This window comes from Tamlana sp. 2_MG-2023 (assembly GCF_030548465.1).
Lineage (GTDB): Bacteria > Bacteroidota > Bacteroidia > Flavobacteriales > Flavobacteriaceae > Pseudotamlana.
The window spans coordinates 56,936-74,248 of the sequence record NZ_JAUOSF010000007.1 but is presented as its reverse complement, the minus strand read 5'-3'; the positions used below and the strand labels follow the sequence as shown (position 1 = coordinate 74,248).

The 17,313-nt window shown below is 36.3% G+C and carries 12 protein-coding genes and 1 pseudogene; 12 read left to right on the top strand and 1 reads right to left on the bottom strand.

Going from position 1 to position 17,313, the window contains the following annotated elements:
* Positions 1 to 43: 43 nt before the first annotated feature.
* The gene (locus Q4566_RS12640; protein ID WP_408056950.1) at positions 44 to 427 is read right to left on the bottom strand and encodes an SPOR domain-containing protein; all 384 of its coding nucleotides are present in this window, start codon (positions 425 to 427) and stop codon (positions 44 to 46) included.
* A 215-nt stretch (positions 428 to 642) separates the two neighbouring features.
* Here Q4566_RS12640 and Q4566_RS12635 point away from each other — a divergent pair, with 215 nt between their 5' ends.
* From Q4566_RS12635 to Q4566_RS12580, 12 genes and pseudogenes are all read left to right on the top strand, one after another.
* On the top strand, positions 643 to 1,935 hold the full coding sequence (locus Q4566_RS12635) for a c-type cytochrome (protein WP_303421706.1): 1,293 nt from the start codon (positions 643 to 645) through the stop codon (positions 1,933 to 1,935).
* 72 nt (positions 1,936 to 2,007) lie between these two features.
* A complete protein-coding gene (locus Q4566_RS12630) occupies positions 2,008 to 5,124 on the top strand; it encodes a TAT-variant-translocated molybdopterin oxidoreductase (protein ID WP_303421704.1) in 3,117 nt (1,038 codons plus the stop codon).
* A gap of 27 nt (positions 5,125 to 5,151) precedes the next feature.
* A pseudogene (gene nrfD, locus Q4566_RS12625) lies at positions 5,152 to 6,582 on the top strand (NrfD/PsrC family molybdoenzyme membrane anchor subunit); the annotation flags it as partial.
* A 30-nt stretch (positions 6,583 to 6,612) separates the two neighbouring features.
* On the top strand, positions 6,613 to 7,143 hold the full coding sequence (locus tag Q4566_RS12620; RefSeq protein ID WP_303421700.1) for a DUF3341 domain-containing protein: 531 nt from the start codon (positions 6,613 to 6,615) through the stop codon (positions 7,141 to 7,143).
* 101 nt (positions 7,144 to 7,244) lie between these two features.
* The gene (locus tag Q4566_RS12615) at positions 7,245 to 7,796 is read left to right on the top strand and encodes a cytochrome c (protein ID WP_303421698.1); all 552 of its coding nucleotides are present in this window, start codon (positions 7,245 to 7,247) and stop codon (positions 7,794 to 7,796) included.
* 22 nt (positions 7,797 to 7,818) lie between these two features.
* The gene (locus Q4566_RS12610) at positions 7,819 to 9,177 is read left to right on the top strand and encodes a quinol:cytochrome C oxidoreductase (protein WP_303421696.1); all 1,359 of its coding nucleotides are present in this window, start codon (positions 7,819 to 7,821) and stop codon (positions 9,175 to 9,177) included.
* A 32-nt stretch (positions 9,178 to 9,209) separates the two neighbouring features.
* Positions 9,210 to 10,277: a cytochrome c oxidase subunit II gene (locus tag Q4566_RS12605; protein ID WP_303421694.1), complete on the top strand. Its 1,068-nt coding sequence runs from the start codon at positions 9,210 to 9,212 to the stop codon at positions 10,275 to 10,277.
* 30 nt (positions 10,278 to 10,307) lie between these two features.
* Positions 10,308 to 12,101, top strand: coding sequence for a cbb3-type cytochrome c oxidase subunit I (locus Q4566_RS12600; protein ID WP_303421692.1), 1,794 nt, complete (start codon positions 10,308 to 10,310; stop codon positions 12,099 to 12,101).
* A 232-nt stretch (positions 12,102 to 12,333) separates the two neighbouring features.
* A complete protein-coding gene (ruvB, locus tag Q4566_RS12595; RefSeq protein WP_303421690.1) occupies positions 12,334 to 13,356 on the top strand; it encodes a Holliday junction branch migration DNA helicase RuvB in 1,023 nt (340 codons plus the stop codon).
* A gap of 52 nt (positions 13,357 to 13,408) precedes the next feature.
* Positions 13,409 to 13,945, top strand: a complete 537-nt coding sequence (locus tag Q4566_RS12590; RefSeq protein ID WP_303421688.1) for a hypothetical protein — start codon at positions 13,409 to 13,411, stop codon at positions 13,943 to 13,945.
* A 60-nt stretch (positions 13,946 to 14,005) separates the two neighbouring features.
* Positions 14,006 to 14,932, top strand: a complete 927-nt coding sequence (queG, locus tag Q4566_RS12585) for a tRNA epoxyqueuosine(34) reductase QueG (RefSeq protein WP_303421686.1) — start codon at positions 14,006 to 14,008, stop codon at positions 14,930 to 14,932.
* A gap of 51 nt (positions 14,933 to 14,983) precedes the next feature.
* A complete protein-coding gene (locus Q4566_RS12580; protein ID WP_303421684.1) occupies positions 14,984 to 17,281 on the top strand; it encodes an NADP-dependent malic enzyme in 2,298 nt (765 codons plus the stop codon).
* Positions 17,282 to 17,313 lie beyond the last annotated feature (32 nt).

Here is a 17,313-nt window from a genome sequence, read left to right as displayed (position 1 = left end):
GAGATCAGGACCTCCTTTTTATTTAATATTGTATGTGTTTTTATTATTTTTTAGGTTTGAAAATAAAAGCGCTTGAAAACTCTTTTTTAATTTTTTTTAAGGCACGATCCGCTTCTAATCGCGTTCTAAAATTACCAACCCATATTTTAAAGTTTGGTTGCTCAAAGTGGATGCTTGGAGTCCATTCAGAAAAAACTGAACTAAACGCGCTTTTAGCGGTATATGCATCTTGTCGATTACCATTATAGATTTGAATTTTGTAACGATCGGTATCTTCGTCGTTCAGACTTTTCTTTAATTCTAGTAATTTTGGAATGTTTGCATCTTGGTTAATGGTAACCTGGCCTTCCTGGGCATTCGTGTAAAATGTTGTAAATAAAGCGCATACGCCTATATAAAATATCGAGCTAAATTTTTTCAAAATCATATTTCTAATGTATTTCTACAAATGTAAATTTATTAAACTTAAAAGTGGGTAAAATTATTATTTAGAATCTCTCTAAATTAACTGTTAACAGTTCTTTAGTATTTTGGTAATCGAGTTTAAATATTACTTTTGCGAGAGATTTTAAAGCTATGGTTTTTCGTTTATAAAATGACAAAAGTCATACCAAAAGTTAAGAAGTTAATTTAACCAACAATATGAGAAAGGTGATTCACCGTAAATTAAGTAGAAACTTTCTTCGTTTAAGCTTAATTGTATTATTAGCGTTTACAAGCTCGCTTTCAGCTCAGGAAGGCGATGCAGCAAAAGGGAAATCTTTATTTAATGCCAATTGTGCTGCTTGTCATCAATTGGATAAAAAAATGACTGGTCCGGCCTTACGTCACGTGGAAACACGTTTGTCTGAGGATGAGGGTTTAGATCGTGATTGGATTCATGCATGGATTCGTAACAGTTCAGGTGTTATAAAGTCTGGTGATTCGTATGCAAACAAGGTTTACAACGAGTATGGTGGTGCTGCAATGACGGCATTTCCTCAGTTGTCTGACCAAGATTTAAATGATATTCTAGCGTATACTGCTGAAGAAAAGAAAGCTGCTCCAGCTCCGGCTGCGGGTGCTGCTCCAGTTGCTGCGGCAGGATCTTCTGATGGTATTTCAAACGAACTTATCTTAGGGGCTTTAGCTATCTTGTTTATTTTATTGGCCATCGGGTTATATTTGGTGAATAAAACATTACGTCGTTTTGCTGCTGCTCAAAATATCGAGTTAGAACCAGCAACAAGTAGAACTCCGTTATGGAAAGCGTTTGTGCAAAATCAATTTTTAATGATTGTTGTTGCTATCTTCTTTTTGCTTACTAGTGCATATTTCGCATTTGGTTATTTAATGCAAGTTGGAGTTGACCAAGGTTATCAGCCAGTGCAACCTATTCATTTCTCACACAAAATTCACGCGGGTGATAACGGTATTGATTGTAAATACTGTCACTCTTCTGCTAGAGTAAGTAAAACTTCTGGAATTCCATCGCTAAACGTTTGTATGAACTGTCATAAGTCAGTTTATGAGTACAATGGTGAAACTTCAGCGGAATACTCTAAAGAATTCTATGACGGCGAAATCCAGAAATTATATAAAGCTGCTGGATGGAGTGATGCTGATCAGAAATATACAGGAGAATCTAGTCCAGTAAAATGGGTGCGTATTCATAACTTACCTGACTTTGCATACTTTAATCACTCACAGCACGTAACTGTTGCTGGGGTTGAGTGTCAAACTTGTCACGGTCCTGTTCAAGAAATGGAAGTTGTTTATCAACATGCACCATTAACAATGGGTTGGTGTATTAACTGTCACAGAGATACTGATGTAGATGTGAAGGATAATGCGTATTATGAGAAAATCCATGCTGAGTTATCTAAGAAGTACGGCGTAGAGACTTTAACAGCTGCTGAAATGGGTGGTTTAGAATGTGGTAAATGTCACTACTAGGCTAACGCTTTTTCTTCTGCGAAAGCGGAAAACACAAATTAATAATAATAAGAAGTAATTCAATTATATAATATGTCATCAAACAAGAAATACTGGAAAAGTGTTGAAGAGCTAAACGAAAATAGCTCTATTGTTGAGGCGCTTAAACAAAACGAGTTTGTAGCAGAAATTCCTACCGATGAGTTTTTAGGAGATAAAGATACGTTAGAAGCTAGTTCTACTACGCGTCGTGATTTCCTGAAATATGTAGGTTTTAGTACAGCAGCGGCTTCTTTAGCAGCTTGTGAGGGTCCTGTTAAAAAGGCGATTCCTTATGTTGTACAACCAACAGAGATTATTCCTGGTGTGGCAAACTACTATGCAACAACAATTGCAGATGGTTTTGATTTTGCTAGTGTTTTAGTGAAAACACGTGAAGGTCGTCCAATAAAAATTGAAAACAATACTATGGCGCCTAGTCATGGTAGTGCGAATGCAAGAGTTAATGCATCAGTTTTAGGTTTGTATGACAGCCTAAGAGTACAAGGACCTAAAAAAGATGGTGCTTCTATTTCTTGGAGTAATTTTAATGCTGAAACAACGAAAGCTTTAAATAGTGTAAAAGCGTCTGGTCAATCTATCGTGTTATTAACACAAACGTATGCCAGTCCTTCAACTAATAAATTGGTTGCAGAATTTAAAGAAGCTTATGGCAATGTAAATCATGTGGTTTATGATGCGGTTTCTGAATTTGCAGCTGTACAAGCTTTTCAAAAGAAATATAACAAACGAGGATTAGCAGATTATGACTTTAGTCAAGCAATGACTATCGTTTCTGTTGGTGCTGATTTCTTAGGAGATTGGCAAGGTGGCGGATTTGATGCGGCTTATGCTAAAAACAGAATTCCGGCTAACGGAAAAATGTCACGTCATATTCAGTTTGAATCTAATATGTCACTTTCTGGTGCTAATGCTGATAAACGTGTTCCGGCAACACCAAATCAACAAAAATTAGCACTAGCCAAATTATATAGCTTGGTGACTGGAAACAATGTTTCTGTTAAAGGCTTACCTGCAAATGTTGAGGCTGCTGTGAAAGCTGCTGCTTCTCAACTTAAAAAGGCTGGTAGTAATGGGGTTGTCGTTACTGGTATTCAGGATGTGAATGCACAAACTACTGTTTTAGAGCTTAATGCTTATTTAGCTAGTAAGGCGTTTAAACCAGAAGTTGTTATAAAAACAAAACAAGGTAATGCTAATGCCGTTGCGCAACTAATTTCTGATATGAAAGCAGGTCAAGTTGGTGCAATCATCATGAGTGGCGTTAACCCATTATATACTTTAGCCAATGCAGCAGACTTTGCTGAAGGTTTAAAGAAAACAAAATTGTCTATTGCGTTTTCTATGAAAGAAGATGAAACATCTTCACAGGCGCAATATTTAGCTGCAGCACCACATTATTTAGAGTCTTGGGGTGATGTTGAAATTAAGACTGGACAATACAGTTTAACACAACCTGCTATTCGTCCGTTATTTGATACGAAACAATTCCAAGATGCTTTATTAGCATGGACTGGTAATTCGGCATCTTATAGCGATTATATCAAATCAACTTGGAATGAAAGTGTTCTAGGTGGCGCTTCTTATAACAAAGCCTTACACGATGGGTTCTTTGTGAATAATTCAGCTAAAGAAGAAGTTGCTGAAGAAGCTCCAGTTGATGAAGATACTGAAACAACACAGACTGCTTTTTCTGGTGCGGCTCAAGCTCTAGCAGCTTCTGCAAAATCAACAGGATTAGAATTAAGTTTATATACTAAAACAGGAATGGGTGATGGTCAACAAGCCAATAACCCATGGTTACAAGAATTTCCAGATCCTATTTCAAGGGTATCTTGGGATAACTATTTAACGGTTTCAAAAGCTGATGCTGAGGAACTAGGGTTAAAGAATAGACACGTTGCAGACGGTGGTTTAAACGGTAGTTATGCTAATGTTACTGTAAATGGGGTTACTGTTAAAGCACCAGTATTAATACAACCAGGTCAGGCTAAAGGTTCTGTTGGTTTATCATTTGGATATGGTAGAACAGCTGGTTTAAAAGAAGAAATGCAAACTGGTGTTAATGCTTTTGCATTATATCACAATTTTAATTCCACTCAAAATGTAACTGTTGAAGCAGCTTCAGGTGAGCATGAATTTGCTTGCGTTCAGCTTCATAATACATTAATGGGACGTGGCGATATCATCAAAGAAACAACTTTAGAGATATTCAATACGAAAGATAAAGCACATTGGAATGCGGTTCCTGTAGTTTCTTTAAATCACGAAGAAACACCAGTAACTTCTCCAGATGTTGATTTATGGGATGAATTTGATCGTTCTGTTGGACATCACTTCAATTTATCTATCGACTTAAATGCTTGTACAGGTTGTGGATCTTGTGTGATTGCATGTCATGCTGAAAACAATGTTCCTGTAGTTGGAAAAGAAGAAGTAAGAAAGAGTAGAGATATGCACTGGTTGCGTATTGATAGATACTATTCTTCTGATGAAACTTTTGAAGGCGATAACATTAAAAAGGATGAGTTCTCAGGGTTATTTGGAGATAAAGGTTCTCTAGGTGGATTCGGTGAAATGGAAGAGCCTTCTGACAATCCTCAGGTAGCATTTCAAGCCGTAATGTGTCAACACTGTAATCATGCACCTTGTGAAACGGTTTGTCCTGTGGCAGCAACTTCTCATAGTCGTCAAGGTCAGAATCATATGGCGTATAACCGTTGTGTAGGTACAAGATACTGTGCAAACAACTGTCCGTATAAAGTACGTCGTTTCAACTGGTTCTTATACAATGAGAATGACGAGTTTGATTATCACATGAATGATGATCTAGGACGTATGGTTTTAAACCCAGATGTTGTAGTACGTTCTCGTGGTGTTATGGAGAAATGTTCTATGTGTATTCAAATGACACAGAAAACGATTCTTGATGCTAAGCGTGACGGACGCGTTATTAAAGATGGTGAGTTCCAAACAGCATGTTCTGCAGCTTGTAGCAGTGGAGCGATGGTATTTGGAGATATCAATGATAAAGAAAGTAAAGTTGCAAAAACTTTAGAAGATAATCGTATGTATCACTTGTTAGAGCACGTAGGAACAAAACCTAACGTACAATATCAAACAAAAGTGAGAAATACAACGGAAGCATAAATCTAATTAAAGAACAATTATATAATTATGGCGTCTCATTACGAAGCACCTATTAGAAGACCTTTAGTTACAGGCGAAAAATCATACCACGACGTTACTGTGGATGTGGCTAGACCTGTAGAAGGAACAGCAAATAAACAATGGTGGATAGTTTTTGGTATCTCACTTGTAGCGTTCCTTTGGGGAGTTGGATGTATTATTTATACCATTACTACAGGTATTGGTGTCTGGGGTCTTAACAAGACTGTTGGATGGGCCTGGGATATTACCAACTTCGTTTGGTGGGTAGGTATTGGTCACGCAGGAACCCTGATCTCGGCAGTACTCTTATTATTCCGTCAGAAATGGAGAATGGCAATTAACCGTTCAGCAGAAGCCATGACGATTTTCGCGGTTATGCAAGCAGGATTGTTCCCTCTTATTCACATGGGAAGACCATGGTTAGGATATTGGGTATTACCAATTCCTAATCAATTCGGATCATTATGGGTTAACTTTAACTCACCATTACTTTGGGATGTATTCGCGATTTCAACTTACTTATCGGTATCATTAGTGTTCTGGTGGACAGGATTATTACCTGATTTTGCGATGTTAAGAGATCGCGCTATTAAACCTTTCCAAAAGAAAATTTATGCTTTATTAAGTTTTGGTTGGTCTGGTCGTGCTAAAGATTGGCAACGTTTTGAAGAAGTATCATTAGTGCTTGCTGGTTTAGCAACACCTTTAGTACTTTCTGTACACACGATTGTATCTTTCGATTTCGCCACATCGGTGATTCCAGGATGGCATACAACGATTTTCCCACCTTACTTTGTTGCAGGGGCGGTATTCTCAGGATTTGCTATGGTAAACACACTTCTTATTATTATGAGAAAAGTGGCTAACTTAGAAGATTATATTACAGTACAACACATCGAACTAATGAATATTGTAATTATGATTACGGGTTCTATAGTGGGTGTAGCTTATATTACAGAGTTGTTTGTCGCATGGTATTCTGGTGTAGAGTATGAGCAATACGCTTTCTTAAACAGAGCAACTGGTCCTTATGCTTGGGCATACTGGATGATGATGTCTTGTAATGTATTCTCTCCACAATTTATGTGGTTCAAGAAATTAAGAACAAGTATCATGTTCTCTTTCTTTATATCTATTGTAGTAAACGTAGGAATGTGGTTTGAGCGTTTTGTAATTATTGTAACCTCGTTACACCGTGATTACTTACCATCATCATGGACCATGTTTTCACCTACATTTGTTGATATTGGAATTTTCATTGGAACAATAGGATTCTTCTTTGTACTTTTCTTATTGTATGCAAGAACATTCCCTGTAATTGCACAAGCAGAGGTTAAGACTATCTTAAAATCTTCAGGAGACAAGTACAAGACATTAAGAGAAAGCGGACAAAGTTTATCTGGAACTGGTGCAGATCCAAGAACTTCAGGACCGATTAATCAAGAACCAAAAAACTAAAAGTAGCATATGGAAGCTTCAAAAGTAATTCACGCTATTTATACCGACGATGACGTTTTAATGTCTGCTGTTAAAAAAGTAAAGGCAGAACGTTATCATATAGAAGAGATTTATACACCTTTCCCAGTTCACGGACTAGATCATGCTATGGGATTGGCACCAACACGTATTGCCATAACTGCGTTTATTTATGGTTTAATAGGTTTAACTGTAGCTACAGTCATGATGAATTACATTATGATTGAAGATTGGCCTCAAGATATTGGAGGTAAGCCAAGCTTTAGCTACTTAGAAAATTTACCAGCCTTTGTACCTATTATGTTTGAGCTTACGGTATTTTTCTCAGCCCACTTAATGGTGCTTACTTTTTACTTACGTAGTAGAATTTGGCCTTTTAAAGAAGCTGAAAATCCAGACCCAAGAACTACCGACGATCATTTCTTAATGGAAATTGCCGTTGATGGTAACCAAGAGGCCCTTGAAACATTGCTTGCAGGAACGGGAGCAGTAGAAGTTAATTTAGTTGATAAAGCCCATTAATAAAACATATGAAATGAGCATAAACTAATTTTATTTTTAGATTTTTATAAATAAAATGTTTTGCGAATTACATTTGACAAAAAAACAATATAAGTTTACAAATGAAAAGCTTAATTAAAATATTAGTAGTAGCAGTTGTTTTTGTAGCTGTTTCTTGTAACAAGAGTACAGCACCAAACTATCAGTTCATGCCTAACATGTATGAATCTGTAGGATATGAAACTTATGGTGAAGCAGCGTTTAAAGATGGCTTTGAAGCACAATTACCTGCTGAGGGTTCTGTAGCTCGTGGTTTTATCCCTTTTGATATTGAAAATTCAACAGAAGGCTATGCTTTGGCTAAAGAAACGTTAATGAGTCCTTTAGATTCTACACAAGTTGATTTAAACAGAGGTAAAGAATTATACGATATTTACTGTGGAATTTGTCATGGTGGAAAAGGTGACGGACAAGGTAACCTTGTAAAACGCGAAAAAATATTAGGTATCCCTAGTTATGATGATGCCGGTAGAGCGATTAATGCTGGAAGTATTTATCACACGATTTATTACGGAAAGAATGCCATGGGATCTTATGCAAACCAATTGCAAGAGGAAGAACGTTGGCAAGTAGTAGCGTATGTGTTACAATTAAAGGCAGATTTAGAAAAGTAAGATTGATAAGATTATTATAGATATGTATACATTTTCAAATAAATTAAAGACATTTTCTTTCATTCTAATGATTTTAGGAGCATTAGGTGTTGGATATGGTTTTATGACATCTCATAAATCTTTTGAGGAAGTTGAACACTTACTTGCAGAAGAATCACATCACGGTGGTGGACATGGTCAAGCCGATGCACATCATGCAGCACCAAGCAAAGAGGCTCATGGAGATGCTGCCCATGGTGAAACAGTACACGCTGAAGACGCACATGCTAAGCACATCACTCACGTACAACACCAAATAGCAAATAGACCTTGGTCTGCTTTATATGTAGCCGCATTTTTCTTTTTTATGATTGCACTAGGCGTTTTAGCTTTTTATGCAATACAAATTGCCTCTCAAGCAGGTTGGTCACCAGTTTTATTTAGAGTTATGGAGGCCATTACGGCTTACATGCTGCCTGGCGCTTTAATTGTTCTAATTATCGCGGTTGCTTCTGGTACCATAGGACATTACAACATATTTATATGGATGGACCCAGATGTTGTGGCTCATGATGCTTTAATTCAAGGTAAAGCAAGTTGGTTAAACATTGGAGGTTTCGCTATTAGAGGTTTGATTTTTATCGCCGGTTGGGCGGCTTACCGTCACTTTGCTCGTAAATTCTCAATTGCTCAAGATAACGCAGAACCTGGTGATATTAGCAACTTTAAAAAGTCATTCCGTATTACTGCTGGGTTCTTAGTATTCTTTATCTATACAGAATCTATGATGTCTTGGGATTGGATCATGAGTGTTGATCCGCACTGGTTCTCTACATTATTCGGATGGTATGTATTTGCCTCTATGTTTGTAAGTGGTATTACTGTTATAGCTTTAATGAGCATCTATTTAAAATCTAAAGGATATTTAGCTTTTGTTAATGAAAACCATTTACATGATATTGCTAAATTTATGTTTGGTATTAGTATCTTTTGGACTTACCTATGGTTCTCACAATTTATGTTAATCTGGTATTCTAATATTCCTGAAGAGGTAACTTATTTTATCACTAGAATTAATGATTATAAATTACCGTTCTTCGGAATGGTTGTATTAAACTTTGTATTCCCATTATTAATGTTAATGAATGCAACCTACAAACGTATGAACTGGTTTGTTGTTATGACTGGTGTTGTGATTCTTGTAGGACATTATATTGATATATTCAATATGATCATGCCGGCTACCGTTGGAGATAGATGGTTTATAGGAATTCCTGAAATTGGCTCTGTCTTATTGTTCAGTGGTTTATTCATATTTGTTGTATTCACGTCTTTATCTAAGACGTCATTACTTGCAAAAGGATATCCATTTATGAAAGAAAGTGAAGATTTCCATTATTAATAAGATTTAAATAAAGAAGAAAGAAGAACCACATGACTACTTTATTAACAATTATAGTTTTAGTATTTATTTTAATTGCCATTTGGCAAATGGTTAAGATTTTTGATTTAGCACAAGCTAAAACAGAAAACTCTCAAGTAGCCACTGATAAAGATAATACCTTAAATGGTTATTTAATGATGGGCTTTTTAGCTTTCATTTACATAATAACTATTGTTTGTGTTGTTAAATGGGGTGATTTACCACTTTTATCAAATGCAGCATCAGAACACGGAGCAACAATTGATAACCTAATGATTATTTCATTAGTTTTAATTTTCTTCGTTCAAACAATAACTCAATTCTTGTTACACTACTTCGCTTTTAAATATAAAGGTGAAAAAGGAAAACAAGCTTTCTTCTTTGCTGATAACAATAAACTGGAAATGATTTGGACAATCATTCCTGTAATTGTTTTAGCTGGTTTAATTATCTATGGATTGAACACTTGGATTAGTATTACAAGTATTGATGAAAGTGAAGATCCTTTAGTTGTTGAATTATATGCACAACAGTTTAACTGGAAAGCTAGATATTCAGGAGCCGATAATACTTTAGGTAAAGCTAACGTGCGTTTAATTGATATTGATCGTGCTAATATTTTAGGATTAGATGAAGCTGATCCTAATGCTCAAGATGATATCATAACTACTGAATTACACTTACCTGTAGGACAGCCTGTTTTGTTCAAAATGCGTTCGCAAGATGTTTTACATTCAGCTTATATGCCTCACTTTAGAGCGCAAATGAACTGTGTACCTGGAATGATTACTCAGTTTGGGTTTACACCTACAAAGACGACGGCTGAGATGCGTCAAACGGCTGAAATTCAAGAAAAAGTGGCACGCATTAACGACATTAGAGTTGAAAACAGTAAACCACTTGTAGCTAAAGGAGAAGAGCCTTTAGAACGTTATGAATTTGATTACTTACTTATTTGTAATAAGATTTGTGGTAAATCACACTACAACATGCAAATGAAGATTGTGGTAGAAACTCAAGAAGAATACGACGCTTGGATTGCAGAACAAAAGGAATTCAAGAATTCTCTAATTAACTAATTAAACAAGAAACCAAACCGATATAAGATTATGTCAGCACACGCAGATACTCACGCTCACGACGACGACCACGGACATCATCATAAAGAGACTTTCGTTACTAAATATATATTTAGTATGGATCATAAAATGATTGCCAAGCAGTACTTAGTAACAGGTACTATTATGGGAGTTATTGGAGTTTTAATGTCTATGATGTTTCGTATGCAAATCGCATGGCCAGAAGAGCCTAATGTATTGTTTGAAGCATTATTAGGTAAATGGGCACCAGATGGTGTAATGGATGCAGATATTTATTTAGCCTTAGTGACCATTCACGGTACCATCATGGTATTCTTTGTACTTACGGCTGGATTAAGTGGTACGTTTAGTAACTTATTAATTCCATTGCAAATTGGAGCACGTGATATGGCTTCAGGTTTCTTAAATATGGTATCTTATTGGTTATTCTTTTTATCAAGTGTAATCATGATTATTTCATTATTTGTTGAAGCAGGACCAGCAGCAGCTGGTTGGACAATCTATCCGCCGTTAAGTGCTTTACCTATGGCACAGGGTGGTTCAGGTATGGGTATGACACTTTGGTTAGTATCTATGGCTATCTTTATTGCTTCGTCATTATTAGGATCGCTTAACTATGTGGTTACTGTTTTGAACTTACGTACAAAAGGGATGTCTATGACAAGATTACCTTTAACTATTTGGGCGTTTTTTGTAACCGCTATCATTGGTATTGTCTCTTTCCCAGTATTGTTGTCGGCAGCTTTATTATTGATCATGGATAGAAGTTTTGGAACTTCATTCTTCTTATCAGATATTTTCATTCAAGGTGAAGTATTACATTACCAAGGGGGGTCACCGGTATTATTCGAACACTTATTTTGGTTCTTGGGTCACCCAGAGGTATATATTGTAATCTTACCTGCAATGGGTCTGGTTTCTGAAATTATGGCTTCGAACTCACGTAAACCTATCTTCGGATATAGAGCGATGATTGTTTCGATATTAGCCATTGCTTTCCTTTCAACTATTGTTTGGGGACATCACATGTTTATTTCAGGTATGAATCCGTTCTTAGGTTCTGTATTTACATTTACAACCTTATTAATTGCGATTCCATCTGCGGTGAAAGCCTTCAACTGGATTACGACCTTATGGAAAGGAAACCTTCAAATGAATCCTGCGATGTTGTTCTCAATTGGTTTTGTATCAACGTTTATTACAGGTGGTCTTACAGGTATAATTCTTGGAGATTCAGCATTAGATATTAATGTTCACGATACTTATTTCGTAGTAGCTCACTTCCACTTAGTAATGGGTATATCGGCACTTTACGGTATGTTTGCAGGAATCTACCATTGGTTCCCTAAAATGTACGGTCGTATGTTGAATAAAAACTTAGGGTATATTCACTTTTGGTTAACAGCAGTTTGTGCTTATGGCGTATTTTTCCCAATGCATTTTATTGGAATGGCTGGATTACCACGTAGATATTATACAAACAGTAACTTTCCATTGTTTGATGATTTAGCCAATGTAAATGTTATTATTACAATATTTGCTTTAGTTGGAGGTGTTGTTCAAATCGTTTATTTATACAATTTCTTTAGTAGTATTTTCTTCGGAAAGAAGGCTACTCAAAACCCATGGAAAGCTACGACTTTAGAGTGGACTACTCCAGTAGAGCATATTCATGGAAACTGGCCAGGAGAAATTCCTCACGTTTACCGTTGGGCTTACGATTACAGTAAACCAGGTTACGATGTAGATTTCGTTCCTCAAAATGTTCCTTTTAAGGAAGGTGAAGTGGCTCTACATCACTAATTAAAACTAAAGGAAGTTCTAAAATAGAATTCCATAACAATATATAAAGCCTTTCCAATTTGGAGAGGCTTTTTGTTTATACCAGTTATTTTAATTGGTTAATGCTATTATATTTGATAAATCGTATTTTTGTGTTTTAGAGTATGATATTAAAGTACAGGGGATACTTTTTACATGATGAAAGAAGCCTCTGGTTAAACTAATAAGATTCCTGTTTTTATAGGAAGTGCCCATGAACGAAAACCTTGATCCAACAAACGAGAACCTTTCTCCTGAAGAATTTGATGTAGAAAAAAAGTTAAGACCACTATCTTTTGATGATTTCACCGGTCAAGATCAGGTTTTAGAGAACTTACAAATTTTTGTTCAAGCTGCTAATTTAAGAAGTGAAGCTTTAGATCATACCTTATTCCATGGCCCTCCAGGTCTAGGGAAAACGACTTTGGCTAACATTCTGGCCAATGAATTAAGTGTAGGTATTAAAATCACTTCAGGACCTGTTTTAGATAAGCCTGGTGATTTAGCAGGGCTTCTAACAAATCTTGAGGAACGTGATGTATTGTTCATAGATGAAATTCATCGTTTAAGTCCGATTGTAGAAGAGTACCTATATTCAGCCATGGAAGATTTCAAAATTGATATCATGATTGAATCTGGACCTAATGCAAGAACCGTTCAAATTCATTTGAATCCGTTTACATTAGTTGGGGCAACAACGCGCTCTGGATTGTTAACCTCGCCTATGCGTGCACGTTTTGGTATTCAAAGTCGCTTGCAATATTATAAAACGGATCTATTAACCACGATCATTCAAAGAAGTGCGAGCATTTTAGATGTTCCTATTTCCATGGAAGCAGCAATTGAAATAGCTGGTAGAAGTCGAGGAACACCGCGTATTGCCAATGCATTACTACGTCGCGTTCGTGATTTTGCCCAAATTAAGGGAAATGGTAGTATTGATATCAAAATTGCTAAATACGCCTTAGAAGCTTTAAATGTGGATGCGCACGGTCTAGATGAAATGGATAATAAAATTTTGTCAACCATCATTGATAAATTCAAAGGTGGTCCCGTTGGTATTACAACTATTGCTACAGCAGTAAGTGAGAGCCCTGAAACCATTGAAGAAGTTTACGAACCTTTTTTAATCCAGCAAGGTTTTATCATGCGGACGCCACGTGGGAGAGAAGTCACCGAAGAAGCCTATAAACACTTAGGGCGTGTAAAAGGGCCAACACAAGGCGGTCTGTTTTAGTTCGTAAGTTCATGTCCTTAAAAATCATAACTCCAGATAACCTACATTTCAAATGAAATATTTCAAAATAGTTACTTCATTCCTATTGTTTACACTCTTGTTCGGATGTGATAAAATTGATGAATTAACGCAGTTCACCATTGTTTACAATGAGGAAGTAGTTATTGAATCTTCAACAGTAATAGATTTACCATTTAATGCCTTTACTCCTGAAATTAGCTCGAATACTGAGTCTAAATTCGAAAACAATAATACAGCGAAAGACCTTATAGAGTATATTGAGTTGACTAAAATGACGCTAAACATAGATAGTCCAGATCATGGTAATTTCGATTTTCTTAATGCGATTGAAATATATATTTCTGCTGAAAATGAGGAAGAAGTGCTTATCGCTTGGAAAGACATTATTCACGAAGATGGTAGTACAGTCATTGAATTAGACACCTCAAATGACGATTTGCAAAACTATCTTAAAAAAGATGAATTTAGCTTAAGACTTGCCACAGTAACCGACCAAATTATTACTTCAGATCATAAAATAAATGTTAGATCAGAATTTTTTGTTGATGCTAGATTATTGGGTCTGTAATTTTAATATATACTATTTTTTTTACATTAAAAAATTTCGTTTTATTCGATTGAGGCCTTTATGTTAGAAAACAAATCTAAATACACACAACTCATTAAAGCCGAAGCCAAACGACTCGGGTTTCTGTCTTGTGGGATTAGTAAAGCCCAGTTTTTAGAAGATGAAGCACCTCGATTGGAAAAATGGTTGAATAACAACATGAATGGCGAAATGCAATACATGGAAAACCATTTTGATAAGCGCTTAGATCCTACCAAATTGGTGGAAGGCTCAAAAAGTGTAGTGTCATTATTGCTAAATTATTATCCAGAAGAAAAACAAAACACCAATAGTTTTAAAATTTCAAAATATGCTTATGGTACCGATTATCATTTCGTAATCAAAGACAAGCTTAAATCATTATTGCATTTTATTCAAGATGAAATTGGTGAAGTTGAAGGCCGTGCTTTTGTTGATTCGGCACCTGTTTTAGATAAGGCTTGGGCTGCAAAATCAGGCTTAGGTTGGATTGGAAAACACAGTAATTTATTAACACAACAAGTGGGGTCTTTCTATTTTATTGCTGAATTAATTATCGATTTAGATTTAGACTACGACGCTAGAGTCACCGATCATTGCGGTAGCTGTACTGCCTGTATTGATGCTTGTCCTACCCAGGCCATTACCGAACCTTATGTGGTTGATGGTAGTAAATGTATTTCTTATTTCACTATCGAACTCAAGGAAAATATCCCAACGGATTTTAAAGATAAGTTTGACGATTGGATGTTTGGTTGCGATGTGTGCCAAGATGTTTGTCCGTGGAATCGGTTTTCAAAAGCGCATAGCGAACCTTTGTTTAATCCGCACCCAGAATTACTTTCCATGACCAAAAAAGATTGGGAAGAAATTACAGAAGACACCTTTCAAAAAGTATTTAAAAAATCTCCAGTAAAACGCACCAAGTTTTTAGGCTTAAAAAGAAATATCAATTTTCTCAAAGAATGAGCGATTCTTTTTTAGGATTGTTATATTTGTTAGTCACAAAATACAATTCTAATGAGCGAAGAAAGTAAACGTAGAGAAGCCCTTATATATCATGCCGAACCAACTCCTGGTAAGATTAAAGTTGTTCCAACAAAAAAATATGCCACGCAAAGAGATTTGTCGTTAGCCTATTCTCCTGGTGTTGCCGAACCTTGTTTAGAAATTGAAAAAGATAAAGAAAACGCATACAAATATACGGCTAAAGGAAACTTGGTTGCCGTGATTTCCAACGGAACTGCCGTTTTAGGTCTTGGTAATATTGGGCCCGAAGCTTCAAAACCTGTTATGGAAGGTAAAGGTTTGCTTTTTAAAATATTTGCTGATATTGATGTTTTCGATATTGAAGTGGATACAGAAAATGTTGAGGAGTTTATCGCTACTGTAAAGAACATAGCCCCAACTTTTGGAGGTATTAATTTAGAAGATATAAAAGCGCCCGGAGCTTTCGAAATTGAAAGACGCTTAAAAGCTGAACTTGATATTCCAGTCATGCACGACGATCAACATGGTACAGCTATTATTTCAGCGGCCGCTTTAATTAATGCTTTAGAAATAGCAGATAAAAAAATTGAAGAAGTAAAAATAGTTATTAGTGGTGCGGGAGCTGCCGCCATTTCGTGTTCACGTTTATATCAAGCCTTTGGTGCGAAGCGTGAAAATATGGTAATGCTAGATAGTAAAGGTGTTATTCGTGATGATCGCGATAATTTAACTTCGGAAAAAGCAGAGTTTGCTACACATAGAAAAATAGATACACTTGATGAAGCTATGGTGGATGCCGATGTGTTTATTGGTTTGTCTATGGCTAATATCGTATCACCAGAAATGCTTTTGGCTATGGCCAAAAGGCCCATTGTGTTTGCAATGGCTAACCCAGATCCTGAAGTGAAATATGATATCGCTATTGCCACGCGTAAAGATATTATTATGGCTACTGGGCGAAGTGATCATCCTAATCAGGTAAATAATGTGCTTGGTTTCCCTTTTATTTTTAGAGGTGCTTTAGATGTTAGAGCTACAAAAATTAACGAAGCCATGAAAATGGCGGCCGTAAAGGCCTTAGCACAATTGGCCAAAGAGCCTGTTCCAGAACAAGTAAATATCGCTTACGGTGAAACACGTTTAACCTTCGGTAAAGATTATATTATTCCAAAACCATTCGATCCACGTTTAATCGCAGAAGTACCACCAGCAGTAGCTAAAGCTGCGATGGAAAGCGGTGTGGCAAAAGAACCAATTACCGATTGGGAAGGGTATAAAGATACATTAAGAGAGCGATTAGGTTCTGATAATAAATTAGTAAGGCTGTTATTAAACCGAGCTAAACTAGACCCTAAACGTGTTGTTTATGCTGAAGCCGATCAATTAGCAGTGATTAAGGCAGCACAAATTGCTTATGAAGAAGGTGTTGCTATTCCTATTTTATTAGGAAGAAGAGAAACGATAAAAAACTTAATGGTTGAAATTGAATTCGATGCTGAAGACGTCCTTATTATAGATCCGAAGTCTGAAGAAGAAAACGAACGAAAAGATAAATATGCCAAAGTATATTGGGAGCAACGCAAACGTAGAGGCGTAACTTACTATGCAGCACAACGATTAATGCGCGAGCGTAACTATTTTGCTGCTATGATGGTGAATGAAGGGGATGCTGATGCTCTCATTTCAGGATATTCTCGAAATTATCCAACGGTTGTAAAACCAATGTTAGAGCTTATCGGGATGGATAAAGGTGTGAATCGAGTGGCGACTACCAATGTCATGATGACTAAAAGAGGACCTTTATTTTTAAGTGATACCTCAATTAATATCGACCCAGATGCTAAAGAGCTTACAAAAATAGCTCAAATGACCTCTAAAGTGGTGAAAATGTTTGGGATGAAGCCTGTGATCGCGATGATCTCGTATTCTAATTTTGGGTCTTCACCAAGTCCTAAGGCTTCTAAAGTAAGGGAAGCAGTGGCTAATTTACATCGTTTTAATCCAGATTTGATTGTAGATGGTGAATTACAAACCGATTTTGCACTTAACGATGAAATGCTAAAAGAGAAATTTCCATTTTCTAAACTCGTTGGTGAAAAGGTAAATACCTTAATTTTTCCAAATTTGGATTCGGCTAATATTACCTATAAATTACTTAAAGAATTGAATGAAGCAGAATCTATCGGACCAATCATGATGGGGATGCGTAAACCTGTTCATATTCTTCAATTAGGTGCTAGTGTAGACGAAATTGTAAATATGACCGCTATGGCAGTGATTGATGCGCAGCAAAAAGAACGACGAGATGCTGAAAAGGGTAATTCTTAGGCTTTCCATTGAAAATAATTTTATTACATTTG